The sequence below is a fragment of the Achromobacter sp. HNDS-1 genome (assembly GCF_040084795.1).
In the GTDB taxonomy this organism is placed as follows: domain Bacteria; phylum Pseudomonadota; class Gammaproteobacteria; order Burkholderiales; family Burkholderiaceae_B; genus Achromobacter; species Achromobacter ruhlandii.
On sequence record NZ_CP157584.1, the window covers coordinates 5,465,592 to 5,491,018 of the forward strand.

At 66.9% G+C, this 25,427-nt stretch carries 24 protein-coding genes; 7 read left to right on the forward strand and 17 right to left on the reverse strand.

The genetic code is table 11. From position 1 onward, the window contains the following. Positions 1–140 precede the first annotated feature (140 nt). The 4 genes from ABFG95_RS25295 to ABFG95_RS25310 all read left to right on the forward strand — a co-directional run bounded on the left by ABFG95_RS25295 (position 141) and on the right by ABFG95_RS25310 (position 3,641). Entirely contained in the window at positions 141–1,769 is a 1,629-nt protein-coding gene (locus tag ABFG95_RS25295) for an NAD(P)/FAD-dependent oxidoreductase (protein ID WP_348995039.1), read from the forward strand. Continuing rightward, positions 1,766–2,659, forward strand: a complete 894-nt coding sequence (locus ABFG95_RS25300) for a transporter (protein ID WP_348995040.1) — start codon at positions 1,766–1,768, stop codon at positions 2,657–2,659. Before ABFG95_RS25295 ends, ABFG95_RS25300 begins: the two co-directional genes overlap by 4 nt. A gap of 169 nt (positions 2,660–2,828) precedes the next feature. After that, positions 2,829–3,203 carry a glutathione S-transferase N-terminal domain-containing protein gene (locus tag ABFG95_RS25305; protein WP_049074789.1) on the forward strand — a complete coding sequence of 125 codons (375 nt, stop codon included), beginning with the start codon at positions 2,829–2,831 and terminating at the stop codon, positions 3,201–3,203. A 12-nt stretch (positions 3,204–3,215) separates the two neighbouring features. Then, complete coding sequence (locus tag ABFG95_RS25310) at positions 3,216–3,641, forward strand: hypothetical protein (protein ID WP_238908714.1); 426 nt, start codon at positions 3,216–3,218, stop codon at positions 3,639–3,641. A gap of 203 nt (positions 3,642–3,844) precedes the next feature. On the opposite strand, the gene ABFG95_RS25315 is transcribed toward ABFG95_RS25310, so the two are convergent. From ABFG95_RS25315 to ABFG95_RS25335, 5 genes are all read right to left on the reverse strand, one after another. Continuing rightward, the gene (locus ABFG95_RS25315; protein ID WP_049074783.1) at positions 3,845–4,912 is read right to left on the reverse strand and encodes an AraC family transcriptional regulator; all 1,068 of its coding nucleotides are present in this window, start codon (positions 4,910–4,912) and stop codon (positions 3,845–3,847) included. 300 nt (positions 4,913–5,212) lie between these two features. Beyond that, entirely contained in the window at positions 5,213–6,202 is a 990-nt protein-coding gene (locus tag ABFG95_RS25320; protein ID WP_049074780.1) for a tripartite tricarboxylate transporter substrate binding protein, read from the reverse strand. A gap of 77 nt (positions 6,203–6,279) precedes the next feature. Continuing rightward, entirely contained in the window at positions 6,280–7,323 is a 1,044-nt protein-coding gene (locus ABFG95_RS25325) for a hydroxyacid dehydrogenase (protein ID WP_348995041.1), read from the reverse strand. Beyond that, on the reverse strand, positions 7,320–7,988 hold the full coding sequence (locus tag ABFG95_RS25330; protein WP_348995042.1) for an RraA family protein: 669 nt from the start codon (positions 7,986–7,988) through the stop codon (positions 7,320–7,322). Before ABFG95_RS25330 ends, ABFG95_RS25325 begins: the two co-directional genes overlap by 4 nt. A gap of 126 nt (positions 7,989–8,114) precedes the next feature. Next, positions 8,115–9,014 carry a LysR family transcriptional regulator gene (locus ABFG95_RS25335; protein WP_049074773.1) on the reverse strand — a complete coding sequence of 300 codons (900 nt, stop codon included), beginning with the start codon at positions 9,012–9,014 and terminating at the stop codon, positions 8,115–8,117. Between the two features lie 172 nt (positions 9,015–9,186). Between ABFG95_RS25335 and ABFG95_RS25340 the strand changes: the two genes are divergently transcribed. After that, positions 9,187–10,344, forward strand: a complete 1,158-nt coding sequence (locus ABFG95_RS25340; RefSeq protein WP_348995043.1) for an alpha-hydroxy acid oxidase — start codon at positions 9,187–9,189, stop codon at positions 10,342–10,344. A 10-nt stretch (positions 10,345–10,354) separates the two neighbouring features. Here the strand turns inward: ABFG95_RS25340 and ABFG95_RS25345 are convergent, their stop codons facing one another. Next, the gene (locus ABFG95_RS25345; protein WP_049074770.1) at positions 10,355–10,585 is read right to left on the reverse strand and encodes a hypothetical protein; all 231 of its coding nucleotides are present in this window, start codon (positions 10,583–10,585) and stop codon (positions 10,355–10,357) included. Between the two features lie 29 nt (positions 10,586–10,614). Continuing rightward, positions 10,615–11,715: an NAD(P)-dependent alcohol dehydrogenase gene (locus ABFG95_RS25350; RefSeq protein ID WP_068981389.1), complete on the reverse strand. Its 1,101-nt coding sequence runs from the start codon at positions 11,713–11,715 to the stop codon at positions 10,615–10,617. Positions 11,716–11,870: 155 nt separating this feature from the next. On the opposite strand from ABFG95_RS25350, the gene ABFG95_RS25355 reads away from it, so the two are divergent. Further along, positions 11,871–12,122, forward strand: a complete 252-nt coding sequence (locus tag ABFG95_RS25355; RefSeq protein ID WP_169535949.1) for a hypothetical protein — start codon at positions 11,871–11,873, stop codon at positions 12,120–12,122. A gap of 275 nt (positions 12,123–12,397) precedes the next feature. On the opposite strand, the gene ABFG95_RS25360 is transcribed toward ABFG95_RS25355, so the two are convergent. The 8 genes from ABFG95_RS25360 to ABFG95_RS25395 all read right to left on the reverse strand — a co-directional run bounded on the left by ABFG95_RS25360 (position 12,398) and on the right by ABFG95_RS25395 (position 20,414). Then, on the reverse strand, positions 12,398–12,643 hold the full coding sequence (locus tag ABFG95_RS25360; RefSeq protein ID WP_217268896.1) for an NAD(P)-dependent oxidoreductase: 246 nt from the start codon (positions 12,641–12,643) through the stop codon (positions 12,398–12,400). Positions 12,644–12,659: 16 nt separating this feature from the next. Further along, positions 12,660–12,893, reverse strand: a complete 234-nt coding sequence (locus tag ABFG95_RS25365) for a hypothetical protein (protein ID WP_348995044.1) — start codon at positions 12,891–12,893, stop codon at positions 12,660–12,662. 213 nt (positions 12,894–13,106) lie between these two features. Further along, positions 13,107–14,423, reverse strand: coding sequence for an aminotransferase class III-fold pyridoxal phosphate-dependent enzyme (locus tag ABFG95_RS25370; protein WP_238908710.1), 1,317 nt, complete (start codon positions 14,421–14,423; stop codon positions 13,107–13,109). A gap of 34 nt (positions 14,424–14,457) precedes the next feature. After that, entirely contained in the window at positions 14,458–16,089 is a 1,632-nt protein-coding gene (locus tag ABFG95_RS25375; protein WP_348995045.1) for an ABC transporter ATP-binding protein, read from the reverse strand. A gap of 2 nt (positions 16,090–16,091) precedes the next feature. Then, complete coding sequence (locus ABFG95_RS25380; RefSeq protein ID WP_049074743.1) at positions 16,092–16,949, reverse strand: ABC transporter permease; 858 nt, start codon at positions 16,947–16,949, stop codon at positions 16,092–16,094. Further along, positions 16,946–17,887: an ABC transporter permease gene (locus ABFG95_RS25385; protein ID WP_054416094.1), complete on the reverse strand. Its 942-nt coding sequence runs from the start codon at positions 17,885–17,887 to the stop codon at positions 16,946–16,948. Before ABFG95_RS25385 ends, ABFG95_RS25380 begins: the two co-directional genes overlap by 4 nt. A 7-nt stretch (positions 17,888–17,894) precedes the next feature. Further along, entirely contained in the window at positions 17,895–19,472 is a 1,578-nt protein-coding gene (locus tag ABFG95_RS25390) for an ABC transporter substrate-binding protein (protein WP_348995046.1), read from the reverse strand. 60 nt (positions 19,473–19,532) lie between these two features. After that, positions 19,533–20,414 carry a hypothetical protein gene (locus tag ABFG95_RS25395; protein WP_059269900.1) on the reverse strand — a complete coding sequence of 294 codons (882 nt, stop codon included), beginning with the start codon at positions 20,412–20,414 and terminating at the stop codon, positions 19,533–19,535. Between the two features lie 115 nt (positions 20,415–20,529). Here ABFG95_RS25395 and ABFG95_RS25400 point away from each other — a divergent pair, with 115 nt between their 5' ends. Beyond that, entirely contained in the window at positions 20,530–21,420 is an 891-nt protein-coding gene (locus ABFG95_RS25400) for a LysR substrate-binding domain-containing protein (protein WP_063580257.1), read from the forward strand. 25 nt (positions 21,421–21,445) lie between these two features. Here ABFG95_RS25400 and ABFG95_RS25405 read toward each other — a convergent pair whose 3' ends face one another. Both ABFG95_RS25405 and ABFG95_RS25410 read right to left on the reverse strand, forming a co-directional pair. Next, complete coding sequence (locus tag ABFG95_RS25405) at positions 21,446–23,122, reverse strand: diguanylate cyclase (RefSeq protein WP_348995047.1); 1,677 nt, start codon at positions 23,120–23,122, stop codon at positions 21,446–21,448. A gap of 680 nt (positions 23,123–23,802) precedes the next feature. Then, positions 23,803–25,335 carry a surface lipoprotein assembly modifier gene (locus tag ABFG95_RS25410; RefSeq protein WP_348995048.1) on the reverse strand — a complete coding sequence of 511 codons (1,533 nt, stop codon included), beginning with the start codon at positions 25,333–25,335 and terminating at the stop codon, positions 23,803–23,805. Positions 25,336–25,427: the final 92 nt, after the last annotated feature.

Here is a 25,427-nt window from a genome sequence, read left to right on the forward strand (position 1 = left end):
GCCGGTCGGTGGTCCGGCCGGTCCGCGCCGCTGCCGTCGGCCTGCGCGTGCCGCCGTTGCCTGGCGCGGGGCAGGTCCGCCTCGCAATGTGTCTCAGCTTCATCAACCTTCCCGGCCCGCGTGGCCGGCCGGAGCCTGTGATGGCCTTATCTTCCGCCTCCGACGCCCAGATCATCGTGGTGGGCAGCGGCATGAATTCGCTGGTGTGCGCCGCGCTGCTGGCGCAGCGCGGCAAATCGGTGCTGGTGCTGGAGCGCAACGACCGCCTGGGCGGCTGCATCCGCACCGAGGAACTGTTTCCCGGTTACCGCCACGACGTGCTGTCGAGCTGGTATCCGCTGTTCGTCGGCGGTCCGGCCTACGCCGCCCTCAAGCCGGCCCTGCAGGCGGCCGGCCTGGAATTCGCACAGTGCGATTACGCCACCGGCCTGGCGCTGCCCGACGGCAGCGGCATCGCCCTCAAGCAGGACATCGCCGACAGCGCGCGGCGCCTGGACGCGTGGGCGCCCGGCGACGGCGCCGCGTTCGGCGCCATGGCACAACGCCTGTTCGGCGAAGACGCCGCGCTGACCTTCGGCCTGCTGGGCCAGAACCCCTATGGCGCCGGCATGCTCAAGCTGCTGTTCGGCGAGTGGCTCCGGCGCGGCCTGGACGGACTGATGGCGTTCGCCGCCGATTCGCTGGAGAGCTTTCGCCGCTGGTCCGACCGTGAATTGCAATCCGATGCGGCGCGCGCGCTGATCGCGCCCTGGGTGCTGCACACCGGCCTGGGACCGGACGACGCCTGTTCGGCGCTGATCGGCAAGCTGACCTTCGCCGCGGTGGTGGCCGGCGGCATGCCGGTGGTCAAGGGCGGCAGCCAGGGCGTGGTGGACGCCCTGGCCAAGGTCATCGAACAGCACGACGGTCGGCTGCGGACCGGCACCGCCGTCGAACGCATCCTGACGCATGGCGAAGGCCGCCGCCGCCGCGCCGTCGGCGTCGTGGCCGCCGGCCGCGAGTACCGCGCCCGCGAGGCCGTGGTCTGCAACGTCACGCCCGGCCAGCTGTACGGCACGCTGCTGCCCGATGCGCCCGAGCCGGTGCGGCGCCGCGCCGCCGGCTACCGCCATGGCCGCGGCGGCATGCAGATCCATTTCGCGCTCGACGCGCCGCCCGACTGGCGCACGCCCGAACTGCGCCACGTGCCGCTGGTGCACCTGACCGAGAGCATGGAGCAGGTCTGCGCCTCGGTCACCGAGGCCAACAACGGCCTGTTGCCGGCGCGGCCGACGCTGGCTATCGGCCAGCCGGTCGCCGTCGATCCGTCGCGCGCGCCGGCCGGCGGCTGGATCCTGTGGGTGCAGATGCAGGAGCTGCCGGTGCGCGTCAAGGGCGATGCCGCCGGCCTGATCGACACGCCCGCCGACGGCCGCTGGACCCCCGCCCTGCGTGAAGCCGTCGCCGACCGCGTGCAGGCGCGGCTGGAGCCGGTCATGCCCGGCCTGGCGCAACGCATCGTCGGCCGCCGCAGCTACTCGCCGGCCGACCTGGAGGCGCTGAACTGCAACCTGGTGGGCGGCGATCCGTACGCGGGCGTCTGTTCGCCCGACCAGTTCTTCTGGCTGCGCCCGTTCGCCGGCAGCCAGGGCGCGCGCGGCCACCGCACGCCGCTGCGCAACCTTTTCCACATCGGCGCCGCCACCCACCCGGGTCCCGGACTGGGCGGCGGTTCCGGCTATCTCGTCGCACAACATCTCGCGCCCCGCGGGGGCAGGAGCGGAACATGAGCAGACACCTGACACGCCGGCTGGCTTGCGCCGCGGCATTGGCGCTGGCCGGCGGCGTGGCGCAAGCCACCGAAGGCGGCGGCCTGGGCATCTATCCGGACGGCCTGGAGAACTTCATGTCGGGCGCGCTGCCGCCGCCCGGGGTGCACATGCTGGTCTACGGCGGCGGCGCGCGCTACGACAAGCTGCGCGGCAACGACGGCGAGCGCCTGCCGGTGCCGGACTTCAAGGTCGACGTCAACGTGCTGGCCCCGCGCCTGATCTGGGTCACGCCGCGGCAGGTGCTGGGCGGCCAGCTGGCCTTCCATGCCATCGCGCCGCTGCTGGACGTGACCTTCAAGGCCGGCGGCCAGCGTTACCGCAGCACCGGCCTGGGCGACATGACGCTGGGCGTGGCGCTGGGCTATCACCTGTCCGAATCGCTGCACTACGTGGTCGGCCTGGACATGTACGCGCCCACCGGCGAATACGACCGCAAGGACCCGTCCAGCCTCGGCAAGAACTACTGGACCGCCCAGCCCGTGTTCGCGCTCAGCCGCATCAGCCCGGACGGCTTCAATGCCGATCTGAAGCTGATGTACGACTTCAACTTCCGCAATTCGGCCACCGACACCCGCTCGGGCCAGGCCATCCACGCCGACTACGCGGTGGGTTGGGGCGTGGGCAAGGGCTGGGTGCTGGGCGTGGGCGGGCATGCCTTCCAGCAGGTCACCGACGACAACGGCCCCAACAGCGCCGCCGGCCGCGCCCGCGCCTTCGGCGTGGGGCCGTCGGTGCGCTACATGAACGACCGCGGCTGGCTGTTCACCGCCAAGTGGCAGCAGGAATTCCAGGTCAAGAACCGGCCGGAGGGCGCGCAGCTGTACGTCAAACTGGCGATTCCGTTCTAGGACCCGCGCCCGGCTCCTTTCAGGGTAGACAGGCCCTGGGGCTACCTGCGGCGGGCCGGGCCGGCAGCGGGCCCGCCTCGGGGAAGGGGGCGGCAGCAAGGCGGGCGTCGCCCGCCCGTCGCCGCGAATGGGCTAGACTCAAGGCTCTCTTCGCTTCAAGCAGCCATCCATGATTGTCAAAGCCTTGCGTGCCGGTGTGGGTCAACTGATTGTCCTGGGCGATGCGCTGACGCGCCCGCGCCCGCGGCAACGCTCGGCCCAAGGCCAGGCCGCCGTCGACCGCGAGGCGGCCGCGCTGTCGCTCTACCAGTTCCATGCCTGCCCGTTCTGCGTCAAGACGCGGCGCGCCATCCACCGCTTGAACGTGCCCGTGGCGCTGCGCGATGCCAAGGGGGACCCCCAGGCGCGCGCCGAATTGCAGGCTGGCGGCGGCAAGGTCAAGGTGCCGTGCCTGCGCATCGAGGAAGCGGGCGGCACGCGCTGGATGTACGAGTCCAGCGACATCATCGCCTACCTTGAACAACGCTACGCCAACGTGGCCTGACGCGGCGGCTCCATGACACGCCCCGTCCGCCGCCTGGCTCTCCTGACCCTGTGCGCGGCCGTGGCGCTGGCGGGCTGCGACTCGTCGCTGCCGCCGCCGCCCGCCGGGTCCAGGCTCACGGCGGAAACCCTGGCCACCCAGGAGACGCCGCCCGAACGCCAGTTCAAGGGCACCTTGGCGGGCAGGCCCATCCACCTGCTCATGCATGAATGCAAGGTCTACAAGGTGGATCCGGCGGAAGGCGACAACGTCGCCTGGACGCTGGTGCTTGAAGGCGATTTCTCCCTGTTGCCCACGCTCTGCGTGCGCCAGGAACTGACGGCGGGAAAGGGCTTCGTGCAGGCCTTCATCGGCCGCCAGGCGTTCGGCGCCGGCGGCTGCTGCACCGGCACCCCGGAATACCGCTCGACCGACGGGCTGACCTGGAAGCCGCGCTGAACGCCACGCTGAACGTCGCACTGAACGCCACGCTGAACGTCGCACTGAACGCCACGTTGAATGCCGAACTGAATGCCGCACTGAACGCCATCAGCGCGAGCAGATGATCGTTTGCGGTTGGCCATCCCCAGGGTTGTTTGAACGCAAGGCCTGGCCAGTCCTGACAAAGCTGCCGCTTCAGCCGTGCCGCCGCGCGTGCCGCGTCAGCCGTGCCGCCGCACGCTCTGGCTGGGGCTTTCGCCGTAACGCGCCTTGTAGCTGGCGCTGAAACGTCCCAGGTGCGCGAAACCCCAGCGCAACGCCACGCCCGCGACGTTCTGGCATTCGCCCGACAGCAGTTCGGCGCGCGCCCGCTCCATGCGCAGATCGCGCAGATAGTGCATGGGGCTGATGCCCAGGAATTCCTTGAAGCCGGCATACAGGCTGCGCACGCTGACCCCCGCGATGCGCGCCAGCTGCTCGGCGCTGACCGGCTCGTGCGCATGCGCCTGCAGATAGTCTTGCACGCAGCGCACGTGGCGCGGCAGCACCGCGCCGCGGCGGCCCGCCGGCGTGGCGCTGTAGTTGTGGGGCAGGGCGGACAACAGCGTCGCCGCCACCAGTTGTTCCATCTGGTGCACGATCAGCTTGTGCTCGGCCAGGTCGGCATGCTGCGAGGAACAGTCCAGCAGATAAGCCATCAGGCAGCGCCAGGCCGGACACTCGCGCCAGCGGAACCCCAGCTGGAAGCGCAGCGGCCGATCCAGCGTACAGCCCAGGTGGCCCACCAGCGTGCGTTCCAGCAGCGAGCGGCCCACGCGCAACATGAACTGATCGTTGTCGTCGGCCCAATGCATCGCCAGGTCGTCATCCGGACTGACCACCGACGCCACGTCCGGCGTCGAATCCACCCGCTGCGGCCCGCTCTCGATCAGCGCGGCGCCCGACAGCGGCATCTGCACCAGGAAGAAGTCCTCCAGCGGCCCCGGCCGGATCTCGACGTTCGCGCCGTAGCGCAGCCGGTTCAGCGACACCTCGCCCAGCGGCTGGTGATGCATGCGCGCATTCAGGCGCTGCGTCGATCCGACCACGCCCAGGTGGTGCGGCCGCATCACGCGGCCCACCATGGCGCGCGCTTCGTCCAGGTCGCCCGAGGCGAACAGTTGCTGCGCGGGTGTCGCCAGGATGGTGTCGATGCGCCACCCCGGGGCGCCGGCCATGGCCCCGGCGGCCGCGCGCGGCCCGGCGGCTTGCCATGATGTCTCGGCATCGGACTGCGTCGTGTTCAGCATGGCCGGGATTCCTTGCTCAGGTCCTGATGTCCGGCGGGCAGCGGCCGCCGGTTCCCCTGGCGGCCACGTCCGTGGCGCGCCTTTATGATGGTCCTCATAGTAAAGCGCCGCGCCGCGAGCGGGACTGCTGGAAAACCCGTCCCGGCGGGCATGGGGCTATCCGTTTCTTGCGCTGGCTGTCCAGGGCGTGCGGGAAAACGTCCAGGGCCGGCCGCCCGTCAAGGCTTGAGGCAGCTGGACACCGATTCGGCCAGCCGGCGGGCTGGCGCGGGAACCCGCCCGCGCGCGCCCTCCAACCGCCTACTTATCCAGCCACGGCGCTTCCTTCCAGAGCGCCTGGAATTCCGCTTCGCCAGCCGCCAGTTCCTTGGCGTACTCCGGGGGCGCCAGATAACGCAACGGCGCGAACATGTCCCTGGCCTTGGCCTGGAACTCCGGATCGTCCACCGTGCGTTTCAGCGCGGCGACGAGCTTGGCGCGCACCTCGTCGGGCAAGCCCTTGGGCGCGGCCAGTCCTCGCAGCGAGGCCAGCTCGAAATCGAAGCCCTGTTCCTTGAAGGTGGGCACGTCCGGCAGCGCGGCCGAACGCGTCTTGCCCATCTGCCCCAGCATGCGCAATGGGGTGCCGCCTTTCTGGTACTGCAGCGCTTCGCCCACGTTGATGGCGCCGATCGTGATCTCGCCGCTGGCCAGCGCGCCCCGCACCTCGCCGGCGCCCTTGTAGGGGATGTGGCTGAGCTTGCTGCCGGACACGCGTTCGAAGCGCAGCATGGCCAGGTGGTCGTCGGAGCCCGTGCCGGTGGTGCCCACCGTGACCTTGCCCGGGTTCTTCTTGGCGTAGGCGGACAGGTCGGCCAGGGTCTTGATCGGGTTGTCGTTCCGCACCGAAAACGCGCCGGGATCGTCGATCAGGTTGCCCAGCAGATCGAAGCTGCGCCAGGTGAAGCTGGTCTTGCGTTCGATGGGAATCGTCAACAGGTTCGGCGTGTTGATGAAGCCGATGGTGTAGCCGTCGGGCTGGGCCCGCGCCAGCTCCGAGAAACCAATCGCGCCGCCCGCGCCAGGGCGGTTCAGCACGACGATGCGGGCATCGCCGCCCAGGTATTTCTGCAGATAGGGCGCCATCATGCGGGCCACCAGGTCGGTGCCGCCGCCCGGCCCGTAAGACACGATCAGGTTGATCGGATGTTCGGGGTAGCCGGCCGCTTGCGCGCCGCCGCTGAACAGGGCGGCGCCCGCCAGCAAGGCTGCCAGCGCGCGCAGCGTCCCGCGTTTATTGTGTTTTTGCATGGTTTGTCTCCTTGGTATGTGGCCGGGGCCTGCCTGCATCGTGCGTTGCGATGCCGGCGATGGCTCAAGCCGTGTCGTCACGCCAGATTTGCGATGCGTTCGGCCGCCAGCGGCCAGACCTCCGGATTGACGAGTTGCGGTGGGCGTTCGCCGCGCAGCATCGCAACGAGCTGCGTGGCCGATGAGCGGGCGACGTTGCGCCGGGCTTCGTGGGTGACGCCGGCGGTGTGGAAGGTGGCGACGACGTTGGGCAGGCCCAGCAGCGGGGCGTCGCGTTCGGGCGGCTCCTGTTCCCAGACGTCCAGCCCGGCGCCGCGCAGATGCCCGGCGCGCAGGGCGTCGTGCAGCGCCGCTTCGTCGTGGATGCCGCCGCGCGCGGTCGAGAGGAACACCGCATCGCGTTTCATGGCCGCGAAGGCCTTGGCGCCGAACAGGCCGCGCGTGGAGGCGTCCAGGGGGCAATGCAGCGACACCACGTCGGACCGCGCCAGCAACTCGTCCAGCGACACCGGCTCGGCGCCGCGGTCGCGGATGGCGTCGGCGGACAGCAGCGGATCGTGGGCGATCACGCGCAGGCCGAAGCCGCGCGCAATGCGGGCGACGCTGGTGCCGATCTTGCCGATGCCGACCAGGCCGAGGACGAGGCCATGGATTTCATGGCCCATGAGGTCCTCGCGCGTGAAGCCGGCGTCGTGGCGCAGGCGTTGGTGCGATTCCACCACGCGCCGCTGCACGGCGAGCAGCAGCGCGTAGGTGTGCTCGGCCACGGATTCCGCATTGCCGCCCGCCTGGTTGACCACGGCGATGCCCGCCGCGGTGCAGGCCGCCACGTCGATGGTGTCGTAGCCCGCGCCGCCGGACGAGACGCACACCAGGTCCGGGCATTGCGCGATCAGGTCGGCATTGACGAACCATTGCCGCGGCAGTTCGTCCTTGGCCGCGGATACGTGATACGCATGGGCCGACTTCAGGCCGGCCAGCGTGCGCGCATCGTCGCCCCTTGCCGGCAGCACCGACAGCGAGACCCCTGGCGTGGCGCCGATGATCTCGTCGAACACCGGATTGAGCCAGAGGTCCAGGCGGCAGAGCCGGGCGGTCTGGGGGGAAGACGCCGCGCTCACAGCACGCCCCGCGCCTTGAGCGTGGCGTCGACCCAGGCGCGGTCCAGTGCGCCGCGCGCGATGTCCTCTAGCACGCGGGCTTCCGCCGCGGCGATCGCGCGCACGCGCTCCGCGATGGCGGGGGCCTCGTCGGGACGGATGGCCAGCAGTCCGTCGGCATCGCCCACCAGCAGGTCGCCGGGCAGGACCACCATGCCGTCGATCGCGATCGGCACGTTGATCGCGCCGGGGCCATCCTTGTAGGGGCCGCGATGCGCGACCCCGCGCGCATAAACGGGAAAATCGCCGGCGCCGATCGTTTCGCTATCGCGGATGGCGCCGTCGATCACGAAGCCCGCCAGCTTGCGCCGCGCGGCCCAGCCAACCATGATCTCGCCGATGATGGCGTTGTTCATGTCGCCGCCGGCATCGACCACGATGACGTCGCCCGGCTCGGCGGAATCGATCGCCTTGTGCACCAACAGGTTGTCGCCCGGCCGCGTGCGCACGGTGTAGGCGCGGCCGAGGATGCGGCGCGAGCGATGCATCGGGCGCAGGGCCGAGGTGCCGGTCGCGCGGCTCATCGCGTCGCTGATGTTGGCCACGGCCAACGCCTGATAGGCCGCGAGCGTTTCGCGGCTGGGGCCGGCAGGGCATGCCTGCAGGGTGAATCCGAACTCCGACATGGCGCTTTGTCTCCTTGGATGCTTGTCCGGGGGGACTCTACGCCGGGCTCATGGCGGTTTAAAGCGAATAATTTGATGTCGAAAACAACGCTTTTTGGAAAGTGTCGCGTGCGGCTCGCGCCCGGGCTAGAGCATTCCGGCAGGGGCGTGAAAGTCCAGGCAGGCCTGCGCGTGCGTGCGCAGACTCTCCAGCATGGGCCGGGTGTCGTCGCGGCGCCATTGGAAGGTATAGGCCAGGGGGCGCAAGGGCGGAAAGCGCGACAGCGGCTGCAAGTCGCCGCGCTGGATCAACACCTGGGCCCACGCGGCGGGCAGGAAGCCCAGCCCCAGCCCTTGCCGCAGCATGGCGGCGATGCCCGGCCAGCTGTTGCAGCATTGATTGCGGCCCGGCGACACGCGCTGCTCGGTCAGCCAGTCGTCGAGAATGCGGATCGCGCCCGAGCTTTGCGGCAGGGTGATGAGCGTCAGGCCCGGCAGATCGGCCGGTTCAAGCGAGGCCGCGTCGGGCACGGCCCGGGCCGATACCACCCATTCGAAATGGGCGCTGCCGATCACGCGCGAGGCGAGCGACGCTCGGGACGACGGGCCCGCGATCACGGCGAAATCGAGTTCGCCTTCCTCCAGCCCGCGCTCGACCAGTTCGCCCACGCCCACGAAAGGTTCGACCAGCAGGTTGGGGTGGGCCTGCTGGATGACGGCGATCAGCCCGGCCATCCACGTCATGGCGGTCAGCTCGCCGGCGCCGAAGCGGCAACGGCCGGAGTAGCTGAGGTTGTTGCTGGCCTGCTGCATGAACTGGTCCGCGTTGCGCAGCAGGTCCTTGGCATGGGGCACCAGTTGCTCGCCCAGCGCGGTCAGGGTGGCGCTGCGGGCGCTGCGGCTGAACAGCGCGGCGCCGATCGAGGATTCCAGTTCGCCGATCCGCTTGGACAACGATGACACCGAAATATTCAGGCGATTCGCGGCGATGGCAAAGTTCTTGCAGGTGGCGGCCCAGTAAAAGGCCTCGAGTTGCTTGAGCGTCATGGGAAGTGAAGGGGCGGAGCGACTGCAGGGCGATTGAGGGCGAGAAAAAGTGTAATAACGAACTTCAATAAAGTCACTTTATTCAAACCTCGGGCCGGCCTATATTCGTTCGCCGTTACCCATGACCCTTGCGCGGCGGATCGTCCGCCGGGCCCCGCCAGGAACCCCCGCCATGCCAGATCCGCTGCGTCGCATGCTCAGCCTGCACGACTTCGAGGCCGCCGCCCGGCGGATCCTGCCCAAGCCCCTGTATGCCTATGTGTCGGGCGCGGTGGAAGACGGGCAGTCCGAGCGGAGCAACCGGCAGGCCTTCGGCGAATACGGGTTCCGCCCGAAGGTGCTGGTGGACGTGTCGCGCCGCCACACCCGCTGCACGATATTGGGCCGCGAATACGCGGCGCCCGTCGGCGTGGCGCCCATGGGCATTGCGGCGCTGACCAGCTATCGCGGGGACGTGGCGCTCGCCCGCGCCGCGGCCGCGGCGGGCGTGCCCTGCATCATGAGCGGTTCCTCGCTGATCCGCCTGGAAACCGTGATGGCGGCGGCACCCGGGACCTGGTTCCAGGCCTACCTGCCCGGCGACAGCGCCCAGATCGCCGCATTGATCGACCGTGTCGCCGCCGCCGGCGTGGAAACATTGGTGCTGACGGTCGACACGCCGGTGGCCGCCAACCGCGAGAACAACGTCAGGGCCGGTTTTTCCACTCCGCTGCGGCCCAGCGCCAGCCTGGCCTGGCAGGGCATCACGCACCCGCGTTGGTTGATCGGGACCCTGCTGCGCACGCTGGCCCGCCACGGCATGCCGCACTTCGAAAACAACTACGCCACGCGCGGCGCGCCGATCCTGTCCAGGCATGTGCTGCGCGACTTTTCCGATCGCGGGCACCTGAACTGGCAGCACGTCGCCGCCATACGCAGGACATGGAAGGGCAGGATGGTGTTGAAGGGCATCCTGCATCCGGACGACGCGCGCACCGCGCGCGCGCACGGCATGGACGCGGTCATCGTGTCCAACCATGGCGGCCGTCAACTGGATGGCAGCCTGGCGCCCCTGCAGGCCTTGCCCGCCATCGTGGACGCCGCGGGCGCCATGGAAGTGATGCTCGACAGCGGCGTGCGACGCGGCACGGACGTGCTGAAGGCGCTGGCGCTGGGGGCGCGCTGCGTGTTCGTCGGGCGGCCGTTCAACTATGCGGCCACGGTGGCGGGCGAGCGCGGCGTGGCCCATGCCATCGCGCTGATCACCGAAGAGGTGCGGCGCGACATGGGCCTGCTCGGCATCGTCGATCTGCGGGAGGTGGACCCGGGCCTGCTGCAACGCGGTCGCTAGCCGCGCCGCCTCAAGCCATGCGCGGCCTGCGCGTTCTCACGATGGTGCCGTCCGGCAGTTGATACGTTCCATACGCGATATGGTCCACGATTTGTCCTTCCGGCAGGCAGCAGTACAGGAACGCGCCGGGCGCGTCTTCGTCGGCGCCGAGCTGCCTGCGCTGCTCGATCCGGTAAGTCCTGCCATCCGGGTCAACGGCGATCACGGCGATGGCGCGCGTCGAGCGGGAGGGGAGTTGCATGGGTCTGGCTCCGGGTTCAGGCTTGAGCTTCAGGATGGCCGGATGGCCACCTTGAGCACGTTGTCGCGCTGGTTGGCGAACAGGTCGTAGGCCTGGACGATCTGGTCCAGGCCGAAGCGATGCGTGACCATCCGCGTCAGGTCCAGGCGCCCCGACTCAAGCACATTCATCAGACGGCGCATGCGTTCCTTGCCACCGGGGCAAAGCGCCGTGTTGATGCGGTGATCCCCGAGCCCGGCCGCGAATGCCGCCAGCGGGATCGTCAGGTCGGTCGAATAGACACCCAGGCTCGACAGCGTGCCGCCCGGCTTGAGGACGCGCAGCGCGGATTCAAAGGTGCTCTGCCGGCCCAACGCTTCGATGGCGGCATCCACGCCGCGGCCCCGGGTCAGGCGCATGATCTCCGCCACCACGTCGCAGTCGTTGGGATTGAGCAGGACGTCCGCGCCCCAGTGCCTTGCCATTTCCAGGCGGTGGGGATTGGCATCCACGCCGATGATGGTCGTGGCGCCCAGCAGGCGCGCGCCGGCGGTGGCGCACAGGCCGATCGGCCCCTGGGCGAAGATGGCGACCGTATCGCCGATGCGGATATTGGCGTTCTCGGCGCCCTTGAACCCCGTGGACATGATGTCGGGGCACATCAGCACCTGCTCGTCGGACAGCCCGTCCGGGATCGGCGCCAGGTTGGCTTGCGCATCGGGCACCAGCAGGTATTCCGCCTGCGCCCCGTCGATCTTGTTGCCGAAACGCCAGCCCGCGGTCGCCTGGTGGTCGTGGCAGCCGCAAAGACCGGCGCCGTGCAGGTAGCTGCCGTCCTGCGACGGCGCGCCGTCCTGGGCGGCATAGGAGTTGAAATTGGGGCAGATGGCCCCGGCGATGACGCGTTGGCCTTCGACATAGCCGCGCACGGCGCTGCCGAGTTTCTCGATCACGCCCACCGGTTCATGGCCGATGGTCAGGCCGGACGCCACCGGATACTCGCCCTTGAGGATATGGACGTCGGTGCCGCAGAGGGTGGTGGTGGTGATACGCATCAGGGCGTCGTTCGGGCCTACCTGGGGGATGGGCTTTTCCCGGATCTCGATCCGGCCCGGCGCGACGAACACGGTCGCCTTCATCGTGGTGGTCATGGCGGTCTCTCTGGCATGTCGAATACCCTGTTTAACGCGGCTGGCGGGACGCCTCTTGATTCATGTCAAGAAAGGACGCGGGCATGTCTTGCTCTTATGTATGGTTTTTTTTGGCATTATGCATGCCATAAAAGCCGTACAATTCAGCATAGTGTATGGGATTGGCGGTAAGATTCGACTGGCTCGGCAAAGAGCATGGTGCACGCTCTGGCCACTCCCAACTGAAGCTGCTGAAGCAGCGTTTTGAGGAAATAATGAATTTCTGGGTCCCTGTCATCTTCGGTACGTTCAAGATCCTCGTGTTGGGAACGGGCATGTTCCTCGCCATCAAGTCCCATTACGACGGGGCCAAAAAGGACAAGGAGAAGCTGGCGAAGGAGAAAGAGAAGGAGATGAAGGCAACGTAGGAGAGACCTCGCCGCGCTTGCGAGGCTTCCCATTCCAACCGGTGCGCCTGCGCTCTGCCGGTTCGGTCTCGCGTTCGATCTGGCGGTGCCGGTGCGATGGCCGGCATCCAGCGCTGTGCAGGCGTTGGGGCCGTCGCGCGGCGTCACCCGTGAAGGGGCGCTTCACGGAAAGCGGTTCGGCCAAGCGACGGGTCGCGATGGGTCGAACCGGTCGGTCGTCGAGGACTGCCATGGGCCGCCGCCCGACCTGTCCGTCGGTGCAAATAGATAGGGCGTCAGGAGCGATCGATGGGATTCGGCACGGTCCGGCCTGCGTAGAACGCCTCCAGATTGGCAAGCACCATGTTTTCCTGGGCCTCTCGGGCGCTGGTGGATGCGAAGGCGATGTGGGGCGAGAGGATCAGGTTGGGGGCGTGAAGCAGCGGGTCAGGCACGTTTGGTTCATCCTCGAAAACATCGAGCGCGGCCCCGGCTATCGTTCCCCGTTCCAGCGCTTCGGCAAGCGCCTCGGAGTCAATCAAGGAGCCCCGCGCCACGTTAATAACGTGCCCGCCCGGACCAAGAGGCCAGCGCCAATCCCATGGCGAAGTCCGCCACGCTGGAGGCATTGGCGCCAGGGCTGTGTGTGACGGCCAGTCGGCGCTGGGCCGCGGCCTCCAGGTCGTTGCCTTCGAATCCGGTGCCGAAGAAAGAAACGATGCCAAGTTTGGGAAGCGCCTCGATCAACGCAAGATCCGTCTTCAGACCGCCTTTCGTTACGAGGGCGCTCACGTCGGCCGCGCCGTCCGGCAAAGCCTCAGGGCTGGAATATGGAAGAGGCCCCAGCACGTTGTAGTGCTTACCTAGCAGGTTCAGAGAAATCGCAGGCGAGCAGGACGGTGGGTTTGGATGAAGGCATGATTCTCGTACGGAAGTGTTGCGTTCGCCTATCGTAGAACGATTCGGCGCGTGGCCCCATGTTCTTCGCATCAGCCGCCGGCCCGGTCAGATGCCGTCAACAAGAAGCGCTCGTCGCAAGCATTCAAAAATCTGTTCGACCTGGGCAGGGCTGATGATCAGCGGCGGCGAAATGACGATCATGTCGCCGGACGCTCGCACCAGTACGCCCTGCTCAAAGCAATGGCGGGCGACATCCGCGCCCCGCATGCCGGCCGCGCCGGCGCGCGGCGCGAGGTCGACAGCGCACAGCAGGCCGATGCTGCGCACATCGTTCACATGCGGCAGACCTTCGAGCGCCAGCGCTTGCGACTGCCAATGGGAGCTGATCTCCCGCACCCGAGTGTTGATCTCCAGGTCCTGGTGCAGACGCAGCGTCGCCAGGCCGGCCGCGCACGCCAGCGGGTGGGCGGAATAGGTGTAGCCATGCATCAGTTCCACCACCTGCGGCGGTCCGGCCATGAACGCTTCGTAGACGGCGCCGCCGACGATGACGCCGCCCATGGGCACCGCGCCGTTGGTCAGGCCTTTGGCCACGGTCATCAAGTCTGGGGTAACGCCAAACACCTGCGAGGCGAAGTTGCCGCCCACGCGCCCAAAGCCGGTGATCACTTCGTCAAAGATCAACAGCACGCCATGTTGCGTGCACAGCTCGCGCAAGCGTTGCAGGTAGCCGACCGGGGGCGGATACACGCCGCCGGAACCGGTGACCGGCTCGACAATGACGGCGGCCACCGTGCCGGGGTCCTGGATGTCCAGCAACTGCGCCAGCGCTTCCGCATAGCTGGCGCCGTGATCCGGTTGTCCGGCGCTAAAGCGCATGCTGGCGTCATACGGCAGCGGCAAATGGCTGACCTCGCCCAGCAGCGGCCCGAAGTCGCGCTTCTGGCGCCCGATGCCCGAGACGGACAAGCCGCCAAATCCCATGCCGTGATAGCCCTTGGCCCGGCCGATGAACTTGGTGCGGCGGCTGTCGCCACGAGCCTGATGATAGGCGCGCGCAATTTTCAAGGCGGTGTCGACGGCTTCGGAGCCGGAGTTGGTGAAGAACACTCTGGTCATGCCCTCGGGCGCCAGGGCAATCAAGGCATCCGACATGGCCTGCGCGCCCGGATGGCTCATCTTGAACGAGGAAACGAAGTCCAGGCGCGCGGCGGCCTCTTGAATGGCTTGCACAATGCTCGCCTGGCCGTGGCCGGCGTTGACGCACCACAGGCCGGCCATGGCGTCCAGAATCTGGCGGCCGTCGGGCGTGCGGTAGTACATGCCTTCGGCGCTGTCGAACATCATGGGCTGTTGGTGAAACTGCCGCATCGGGGTGAAAGGCGCCCAGAAGGCATTGGAAACGGAACTGGCGTCGGTCATGGAATCTCCTTGATGGGTTGAGCCGGCGGCCGGCTCAGGCTTGGGCCGGGCGGATGCGATAGCCCCCGTTGGCCAGCTTTTCCAGCGGGCTGGCCGCGGCCAGCAATTTGCGGGTGTAGGGGTGTTGCGGCGTGTCGAACAAGGCGTCGCGGGCGGCGATTTCGACAATTTCGCCCTGGCTCATCACCGCCACGCGATGCGCGATGCGTTCGACCGCGGCCAGATCGTGCGAGATGAACAGGCAGGCAAAGCCGTATTGCTTCTGCAGACGCTCGAACAGATCCAGAATCTGCTTCTGGATGGTCATGTCCAATGCCGAGATCGGCTCATCGGCAATGACCATCTTCGGCCGGCGTACCAGGGCGCGGCCGATCGCCACACGCTGACGCTGGCCGCCAGACAGTTGATGTGGGAAGCGGTCCCGGAACGACGGATTCAGGCCGACGTCGTTCAGCGTTTCCGCCACGCGCGCGCGGCGCTGCGCGTCGTTCAAGTCATCGCAATGCCGCAGGGGTTCGGCCAGGATCTGCCCGATCCGCATGCGCGGGTCCAGCGAGGAATACGGATCCTGAAAGATCATCTGGCATTGCAGGCGGGCGCGGCGGTTGACGGACTTGAGCAGGTCCACGCCTTCGAACCTGATGCTCCCGGCGCGGGGTTTGACCAATCCGGCCACCGCGCGCCCCAGCGTCGTCTTGCCGGAACCGCTGCCTCCGACAAGCGCCAGCGTTTCACCTGGCGCGATGCTCAGGTCCACGCCGCGCACCACGCGATAGGCGGCGCCGCGCTGCCAGAAGCTGCGCGGACCGGGGTACTCGACGCATACGTCTTTGACCTCGACCAGCGGTGCGCCGGCATGGGGCAAGGGCGGCAGGACACCGCGGCGGGGCAGTGCCTCCAGCAACTGACGGGTGTATTCGGCTTGCGGGTTCAGCAGGATCGAGGCCGTGGGCCCCTGTTCGACCGCCTGCCCATTTCGCATGACCACAACCTTGTGGGCATAGCGCGCCACCAGCGAAAGGTCATGGCTGATGAACAGCACGGCCGTGCCTTGTTCACGCGTGAGCTCCAGCATCAGTTCGATGACATCCAGCTGGGCCAGGCAGTCAAGCGCCGTGGTGGGCTCATCCGCGATCAGCAACGCCGGACGCAGCAGCATGACGGACGCCAGCATGATGCGCTGGCGCATGCCGCCCGAGAACTCATGCGGATAAGCGGTCAGACAGCGTACCGGGTCCTTGATGCCGATGCGCTCCAGCATGGTGAGACAACGCTGGCGGATCTCGGCCGCGCCGAGCCGCGTATGCAGCTTGAGCGCTTCGCTCATTTGACGGCCGATGGTCAGTGCCGGGTTGAGCGACACCATGGGTTCCTGGAAAACCATGCCGATCTCGGCCCCGCGAACCCGGCGCAAGGCGCGGGCATTGCGCGTGTCCAGCGTCCGGCCCTTGAAGCCGATGCTGCCGTCCGCCATCTGCATGGGGGCGGGCAACAGGCCGATGACGGCGCGCGCCGCCATGGTTTTGCCGCTGCCCGACTCTCCCACCAGCGCCAGGATTTCGCCTGGCGCCAGCTCGAAACTGACATCGTTCACGGCCAGCGGGCCATCCACGCCGGCACGAATCTTCAGGTGCTTCACAGACAACAGGGATGCGTTCTCGGTCATGTTCATTTCCTCATGCGCGGATCGAGGCGATCACGCAGGGCATCGCCAAACAGATTGATACCCAGCAGGGCCATGCTGATCAGCACACCGGGAAACACGCCCAGCCATGCGGCCGACGCAATGTAGGGACGGCTGGCTGCCAGCATGCTGCCCCAGGTGGCCGCGGGCGGCGGTACGCCCAGTCCGAGAAAGCTCAGTGCGCTTTCGGACAGCAAGGCCCAGCCGAACATGCTGGTGGCCAGCACGCACACGGGCGCGAGGCAGTTGGGAACGATGTGGCGGAACATCGTGTATAGCTCGGAATTGCCAATGACCCGGGACGCCTCGATGAATTCGCGCTCACGCAGCGACAGCACGCTGCCGCGAACCACCCGCACCACCGACGGCGTGTAGGCCATGCCCAACGCCAGGACGATGCTGTACTGGCTGGCGCCCAGCACCGCCATAATGCCCAGGGCCAGCAAAATGCCGGGAAAGGCCAGCAGGGCGTCGTTGAACATCATCAGGATGCGGTCGGTCCAGCCGCGCAGGTAGCCGGCCAGCATACCGATCAGGGTGCCGCATCCCAAGGCCACCGCCACGGACAGGAGGCTGATCCACAGGCTGGTCGATGCGCCGATGATCAGCCGGCTCAGGACGTCGCGGCCGAACTCGTCCGTGCCCAGCCAGTGCCGCGCGCCAGGCGCCTGCAGCCGAAGGCTCAGATCGAGCTTGAGCGGGTCGTACGGCGTCCACACCAGGCCCAGCAGCGCCAGCGCGACCAACCCCAGCAGAAGGCCGCCGCCAATCAAGGCATTGAGCGCGGGCAGGCCGCGGCGCCGCACGGGGGCGGCCGGCAAGGAGATGACGTCGCCATTCATAGTTTCACCCTGGGATCAAAGACCGGATACAGCAGGTCAACGATCAAATTCACCACCACATAGATGCTGGTGATCAACAAAAGACACCCCTGCAGGACCGGATAGTCACGGGCAAATATCGAATCCACCATGAGCCGGCCGATGCCGGGCAGGGTGAAGACGGTTTCCAACACCGCAATGCCGCCCAGCAGATTGCCCAGGATCAGGCCCACGAGCGTCCAGGTCGGCGCAAAGGCGTTGCGCAAGGCATGGCCCCACAGCACCGCCGATTCCGACAGGCCCTTGGCGCGGGCGTGGGCGATGTATTCCAGCCGCAAGACCTCGATCGTGCTGGCGCGGGCCATGCGGGCGATGGAGCCGAACTCCACGAGCGTCAGCGTCACCACCGGCAGGACCAGATAGCTCAGGCCGCGCAACGGATCCGCGCTGACACTGACGTAGCCGACGATGGGCAGCCACCCCAGCGTCATGCCGAAGCAGTACAGCAGCAGCAAGCCCAGCCAGAAGGCGGGAATTGACAGCAGCAGGGTGGCGCCGGCGACCAGGCCCAGATCCATCAGGCTGTTCTGCTTCCAGGCGGCGTAAAGGCCCACGGGAACGGCCAGCAGCACTGCCAGTCCCACCGAGATCAGCACGATGACGGCGCTGACGCTGAAGCGCTCGACCAGCAGGCCCAGCACCGGCTGGCTGCTACTGATCGACAAGCCGAAGTCGCCGCCCAGCACCGCCCGTATCCAGATCAGGTACTGGGTCACGAATGAGTGATCCAGTCCCAGGGCCTTGCGCATGTCGGCAAGGCTTTGCGCGTCCGCCATATCCCCCAGCATCAGCAGGGCGGGGTCGCCCGGGATGAAGCGGATCAGGCCGAAAACCATGATCGAGATCAGCAGCAGGGTGGGCAGCGCCATGCCCAGGCGCTGAATGAAGAATCGCAACATGACGGGCCTATTTCGTGGTCGCCGCCAAAGACACGCCCCACAGGCGCGGCTTGGAAATCGGCCAGGTTCGATAGCCCTGGACGCCATCACGGAAGGCGCCGATGGCGGTCCCGTTGTAGATGATGACCATGGGCACGTCCTTGATCAGCATGTCGTGCAACCGATCGAATAGCGCCTGGCGCCTGGCGGGTTCGGCTTCGCGCATGGCCTGGCGCAGGATGTCGATGGCGTCACCGTTGTCCCAGACCTTGCGCGCCTCCCTGGACTTGTCACCCAGTATCTGCTCGAAACTCAGGGCCGGGTCGAAGCGGGGCGAATACGAGAACGCCATCATCTGATAGTTGCCGCTCTGGTAGCGTTCAAGCTGCGTGCCCCACTCCAGCGTCTCCATCTGGATGTTGATGCCCACGGCCGCCAGCATGGCCTGACTCAGAATGCCCATATCGAACATCTGCGGGTAGCGCTTGTTCACAATCATCTTGATCGGCTGACCGCGATAGCCGGCCGCGCTCAGCAAGGCGCGGGCCTCGGCCAGATCGGTGCGGTAGCCCTTGGCCGTCGCCGCGTCATAGTAGGTGCTGCTGCTGGGCACGGCCGAATTGTTGACCTTGGACAGTCCGCTGGACAGCGTGGCGACCATCTGGCCGTAGTCCAGCGACAGCGCAATGGCGCGGCGGATACGCGCATCCTTGAGCAAAGGGTCGCGGGTCTGGAACAGCAGGCCGTTGATGGACATTGCCGGGCTGACCTGGATGGTCAGGCCCTTGGCCTGCTTCAAGTCGGCCGCGTCGGTCGCCGTCACGTCGGACAGCAGATCGATGCCGCGCGCCATCAGCGCGGCCTTGGCCGTCGCATTGTCGGGGATCACGACAAAGCGCACCTGGTCCACCAGCGCGGCTTTGTTGCCGGTATACCCGTCAGGCTTTGCCTCGGCACGCGGCGCATAGTCAGCAAAGCGTTGCAGCTCCACATATTGCCCGCGTTGCCATTGCCCCAGCTTGAACGGCCCGGTTCCCACCGGCGAGCGCCACGCGCCTTCCGGCGTCAGCGAATCCGGATGCAGAATGCCCGTGCCCCCGCAATCGGTTCTGGCCATCGTCGCCAGAAACAAGGCGTTGGGCTGTTCCAGGGTGAACACCACGGTCATCGGGTCCGGGCTGCTGATGTCCTGCACCTTGAGCAAGCCGCGGCCATCGAAGTCGCCCAGGCAGCGCCATTGTGTCTTGGGATCGAGGTAGCGGCGCCAGGTCCACAAGACTTCGGCGGCGGTCAGCGGCGCCCCGTTATGAAACCGCACGCCCTCGCGCAGTTTGAAGCGGTAGCTGCGTCCATCATCAGAAACGGTGATCGAGTCGGCCAGCAACGGCCCCACGGTCGCGTCTTCGCGGTAGGCCACCAGGCCTTCCACCATATGCATGACGACGGCGTCGGTGTTCTCGTCCCGGTTGACGCCGGGGTCGGTGCCGCGGATATCACCGCTGATGCCGACCTGAATCCGTGATGGCTCGGCGGCGTGACTTCCGGCCGTTGCCAGCGTCAACGCCAGCGCGGCGTACCCCAGGGCGGCCTTTACACTGTTGCGCATGAAGTAATCCTCCTTCAATGGGTGGGCGGCGCGGCCACGACCTGGCCGTGCCGCTTGTGCTTATTGCTGCGCCTGGCGAGCCCGCCGTTCGCGCAACACCGCCGCGAAGAATTTCTGCGCGGCCGGCATGACTTTGATGCCCATGTGGGGCACATTGGGAATCTGATCCAGCGTGGCGCTCACGCCCGCCGCTTCGAAGCTGGCGCGCAGGCGTTCCAGCCGCTCGGGCCGGGTGCGGCCGGCGTCGTTGGCGCCTTCCATGTAGTGCTTGCCGCCGGGGCGATGGGTGATTTCCCAGGTTTCGAGATCCGCCGCGCCGACCACCATGTGGATGGGGACCTGACGCAGCGCATCAAGGTTCAGCGCCTTGCCAAACCGCGTCTCCATGTCGGCCACGCCCACCCACCACTTGCGCGCGGTGTCCAGCAGCGTGACCGAACCCGGCGCGCCGATCGATGCGGCCCAGAGCCTGTCGGGGTGCAGGTAGCAGAAGCGATTGGTGAACTGGCCGCCGCCCGAATAGCCAAAGAGGGCAAAGGTGTCGAAGTTGCGGCCGTACTTCTTGCCGACCTCGGCGACCATATCCAGCAGGATCTGGTCATAGCGGATATCCCCTTCAAGAATCTGCTTGTAGCCGTCGCCGTTGCCATCGCCCAGCACGCCCACCGGAAACAGCGGCGCCAGGATGACGCAGTCGTTCCAGCGGCCAAACTCGGCAAAGCTGTTCCGGTAGGTTTCCATCGCGCGGTTGGACCCATGCACGACCACCACGAGATCCACGGGACGCGTTGCGTCTTCGATGGATTCGGGAACGTAAAGACAATAGGCGAAGCGTTTGTCGCCCGCATGGGCATAGACCGTTGTCGGCCCTTGGTCGTATAGACGCCGCGCGTTTTGCCGCGCCAGCAGGTCGGCCTGGGAATCCGGGGTAGCAGTGCTCATGGTCTACACCATTCAATGAGAAGACCCGCAGTATCCGCCAGTGCCTATACAAAGAAAATCTAATTTAGTTTTAATTAGAGTAAAGTAAATCTTTACCTAAAAATCGCCTCGCGCCATGAGCAGCATCCGGTTTCTCAGAACATTCATTGCCGTCGCGGAGGAGGGCAGCTTTGCCGCCGCGGCCGACCGGGTCGCGTTGACCAGCGCCGCCGTCGGTCAGCAAATGCGGGCGCTTGAAGACGAAATGCGCCGTACGTTGTTCGAGCGCAATCACAGACAGACGAGTTTGAGTCGCGACGGGACGCTGCTGCTTCCGCGCGCCAGGCGCCTGGTGGCCGATTACGAAGCAATGCTTGAAGACCCGGATCGGGATTTGCGCATGGAAGGCGAAATCACCGTGGGCGGCATCATTTCGGCCATGGGGCTGCTGGCCAATTGCCTGGTGCAGCTAAAGGCCATCCATCCCAAAGTGTCGGTCACGCTGACCAGCGCGCGTTCTGATGAGCTGGCGCCGCTGCTGCTGGCCGGCGAGCTGGATGCGGCGGTCGTGGTGAAGTCGCCCCGGCAGGAATTCAAAGGGCTGAGCTGCTCGCGGCTCTATGACGAACCGCTGATCCTGCTGGCCAGCGCGCAGGCCCATGCAAAAACGCCGGACATCACCGAGCTGCTGGCCACTCAGCCCTACATCCGCTATGACCGCAATACCGCCACCGGTTCCAAAGCCGATCGGGTGCTGCACCGATTGCGAGTCAAACCGCAGGAAATCCTGGAGCTGAACTCGATTCTTGGCATCGCGGCGCTGGTGCGCCAGCAAGTGGGCGTCAGCTTGGTGCCCTTGTTGCAAAACGTCCATTGGAACAAAGACCCGGCATTGAAAGTGCTGCCGTTGCCGGGGCCACAGGAGTTTCGCAGCATCAGCATCGTGGAACAGGGTCGCAAACGCCATCTGACTGGCGAAATCAACAGGTTGTTGCGCCTGGCTGTCGACCTGCGCGACCCGCCCTGAGGCAAACCCATGCGTCGGGCTGGCGCTACCTGAAAAACACCGATTCGATCCGGTTCCGGCCGCGTTGCTTGGCGTAATACAGCGCGCGATCGCTGCGGCTGAGCGCCAGTTCCGCGTCGTCGTCGTGCGTATGCAGCGCGGAAATGCCGATGCTGACCGTCAGCGGAATGCACTGTCCGCCCGTCAGATAGGGCGTATCCGCGATGCGGCGCTGTACGTCGTGGGCGAACAGGTGCGCGCTTTCGATGTCGGTGTCCGGCAGCACGACGGCGAATTCCTCGCCGCCAATACGGCCCACCAGGTCGATCTCGCGCAACTGGGCACGCAGCATGCGGGCGAAGTGCTGCAGCACGCCGTCGCCGATGGCGTGGCCCCAGGTGTCGTTGATGTGCTTGAAGTGGTCCAGGTCGCACATCAGCACCGCCGAACCGTGGCCGCCGTCGCTCTTGATGCGCGCAAGCTCCGCGGCGATGCGCGACATGAAATGGCGGCGGTTGGGCAGGCTGGTCAGCGCGTCGGTGGCGGCGAGTTCGCGCAATTCCAGTTCAGCGCGCTTGCGGTCGGTGATGTCCGTGACGAAGCCGTGCCAGACCACGCCCCCGCCGGCCTCGCGGCTCGGGCTGGCGTCGCCCAGACGCCACCGCACCCCCTGTCGCGGCAGGCAAACGCGGAACTCCAGGTGCCAGCGCGTGAGCGCGGCGGTCGCCTGCTGCAGCGATGCCCGGTAGGCGGGCAGGTCCTCGGGATGGACGCGCTGTTCGATCGCGGTGGCGCTGGCGCGCACGTCGTCGGCGGTCAGCTCGAACATGTCGCGGATGCCGGCGCTGACATACGAGAACCTCGCGCCGCCCTCGGCCACGGCCTGGCACTGAAAGACCAGGCCGGGCACGGCGTCGGTGAGGTTGACGACCAGGTCCGCCGTGAGCTTGAGGCGTTCCGCCAGGGCGCGCACCGCGCTGATGTCGGTGGTGGTGCCCATCATGCGCAGCGCCTTGCCGGCCTCGTCGCGACTGACCACCTTGCCCCGGCTGCAGATCCACTTGTAGCTGCCATCCTTGCAGCGGATGCGGTGCTCGACCTCGTAGCTTTCGGTCTTGCCGTCGAAATGGTCCTGCATGGCGGCTTGCACGAAACCCAGGTCGTCCGGGTGCAGGCGCTGGTAGGCGTCTTCGATGCGGGTCGTGAGTTCGGACTCGGAATAGCCGAGCAAGGCCTTCCAGCCGGGCGAATAGGTGATCTCGCCGGTCACCACGTTGCGGTCCCAGACCCCCGTGCCGCTACCGGCGATGGCCAGCGACAACTTCCTGGCTTCCTCCCGCCAGGCGATTTCGTCGGCGCGCTCGCGCGATGGGGGGGCGATAGCGGTCGCCGCGAGGTCCGCCAGGTCTTGCAGGGTCTGGCTGTCTTCATCCGTGAAAGCGCGTGCCTGTCCGTGCAGCAGGCGCACGCTACCCAGCAGGCGTCCGTCGGCGGCGCGGATGGGGGATTGCATGGACCATGGCTGCGGCGAAGCGGGGGGCGTGCCGGCCATCGCCTCGCATGCGCCCGCGGCGTCGGCGCGGGCAACGATTGCCGTGTCGACATTGAACAGTCGCCGCGCCAGGCGCGCCAGCCGCTCCAGGGCGCCGTCGGACCCGGCATGGCCGCTGCCCACGCCCTCGCCAGGAGGTCGGGTTGGAGGCGGATCGCCGATAACGGGCATTTCAGGACCTGATCAATACGGGGTTCGGCGGTACAGCCGGGACGCGGGTGCCCGATATTCTGTCACGTTCCTCGCGAAAATTGCATCACTTTGGCTGTGATTCGGGGCGCGTCATGAGACTTTCCGGCCGAGACTACCCGGCCGAGGCGCGCTGGCGCGTCAACGCCGATCCGGCCTCCCAGTGCATTTGCCCATGCTTCCCGGCATTGAAATCCTGGATTGCCAGGACGATCTCCGCTTGAAAATTCATCACAAACGGCCTCGGTCGGCGTGAAGGTACGGACCGGAGACCGTTCTGGCTTCGATTCCGTTAGCCCGGTTCCCGCCGAAATTCTCGACGCGCATGCTGATCGAAGACGCGTTCAAGGCCGCCAATGTGCAATTGCCGATAGCGGCGGAAACGGATAGCGCGGAGTCGCTCCTGGCGGTCTCTGGGGATGGGCAGCTTGGGACATCGTTCCTGAAACGGCGGCGACGGCTTCGAGCGCGGCAATTTCGTCCCTATCACGCAGCCGGAATTGTTTCGACAACTCCGCTTGCCGTGGCCGAAGGGAGCAGGGGGGACTCGCGCCGCGACGACTCTCGCCTGGATGCTCAAGGAGATATCCATGGCAGTGAGAAAGGGCCAGAACGTGTGAGCGTGGACGGATTGTTGCCCTGGTCGCCGACACGGATGCTGTTTAGAACCGCCTCTCCAGCATCAGGCTGACCTCGGTCCGGTCCCGCGCATACATGGGCAGATTGCTGGTGATCTTGAGGTAACTGAGGTTCAGCTTCGGCTCCAACCCGGCGATCTTGAAGTCCGGCGTCCAGACCGAGGCGTCCACGCGCAGCTCATGATCGCGCCGCCGCTGATTCAGGAACAGGGCATAGGGCGCCTCATACGCCTGTCTGCCATAGCGGGCGCTCAAACGCGTGCCCAACATTTGCCCGAAGGTCTTGACCACGCCCAGCTGCGCCCAGGGAAAGCGATAGGTGTATTCGCCCGCTGCCACCGCCTCGCGCTGCAGCCCGACGCTGGCGTAAGCCAACAGCGCGGGCGAGAACACGCGGATGGCCGTCAGCGACAGCACGTTCAGATGGCCGTCATAGGCGGCATAGGCCCGATCGTCATAGCCGCGCTTGAGCCACAGCCAGGCCCCCATCAACTGCCACCCCGGCGTTGGCCGCCACCCGTACTCCAGGCTCAAGCCGCGGTTGTGGCTATAGCGCCGGCTGCCCATCCAGCTGCGGCCCGCCTGGGGCGTCGCGGCAAACCAGCGCGTGGCGTCCTGCCATTTGTAGCCGCCGCGCAAGGTCAGGGAGCGGTCGCTGTAGTCGCGTTGCACGCGATACGCGGTGCCGTCGATATCCGCGCCCAGCGTGTAGTAGTGATGCCCGCCGAGATTGCGTTCGACATTGGCGCTGCCGCTGTATTTCAACCCCCAATCCGCCTTGGGCAACGCGTCGCGGCCCTTCGCGAACGGCACCCACAAGGGACCTTGCCGTGTCGCGACCGGCAGGTACAGCATCGGGTCGCGGTTGGCCGAATTGACGTTGTTGCTGTAGGCCGTGCCCGCGCCCAGGCGGAAATTCCAGCGGCGCTGCTGCGCCAATGCCTGACGGTAAAGCATGACGCTGTGCTGCGCCGCCGGCTCCAGCGACCCCAGCCGCAGGTCGGCCAGCTCGGCGTCGGACTGCGCGAATTGGCGATCCTCCATCAGCATGGTGGCCAGTTCCAGCCGCACGTAGCCCAGGTCGGGATGCTGCGCCACCAGCCGGCGGTACAACGCGATGGCCTCGGCCAGCCGTCCATCGTGGCGCAGCAGCGCGCCATGCACGTAGTCGCGCAGGATCGGATCAACGCCGGCCATCCAGGGGTAGAAGCGCATCACCCGGCGCAGGGTGCTCCAGTCCTCTTGCAGCATCGCCTGGTTGAGGATGCGTTCGGTCAGCCTGAGGTCGTGGGCCAGGTCCTGGTCGGTCAGTTCGACGGGCGGCTGGGCCGGTTGGGTGGGCGGGCGGTGCGTGATGGCGGGCGTGGGGCGAGGGGGAGGGGGGAGCGTCGGGGTGTCCGGCTCCAGGGGGCGGACGGGAGCGGGCAGGACGGCGGGTGACGGCGTGGCGGGTTGGGCCTGGAGCGTAAGCGGGTAGCCCGTGACCAACAGGCTGATGACGATTGCCGTGAACAGTGAATGACGGCGAGAGGGGTTGGACGAGAGAGGGGGCGGCACGGGTCTTCCGGATGCGGCGGCTTGAATAGGCAAAAGGACTGCAGGGAATCCCTGCAGTCCGTGATGGGAGCGATCGCAATTCAATGGCGGCC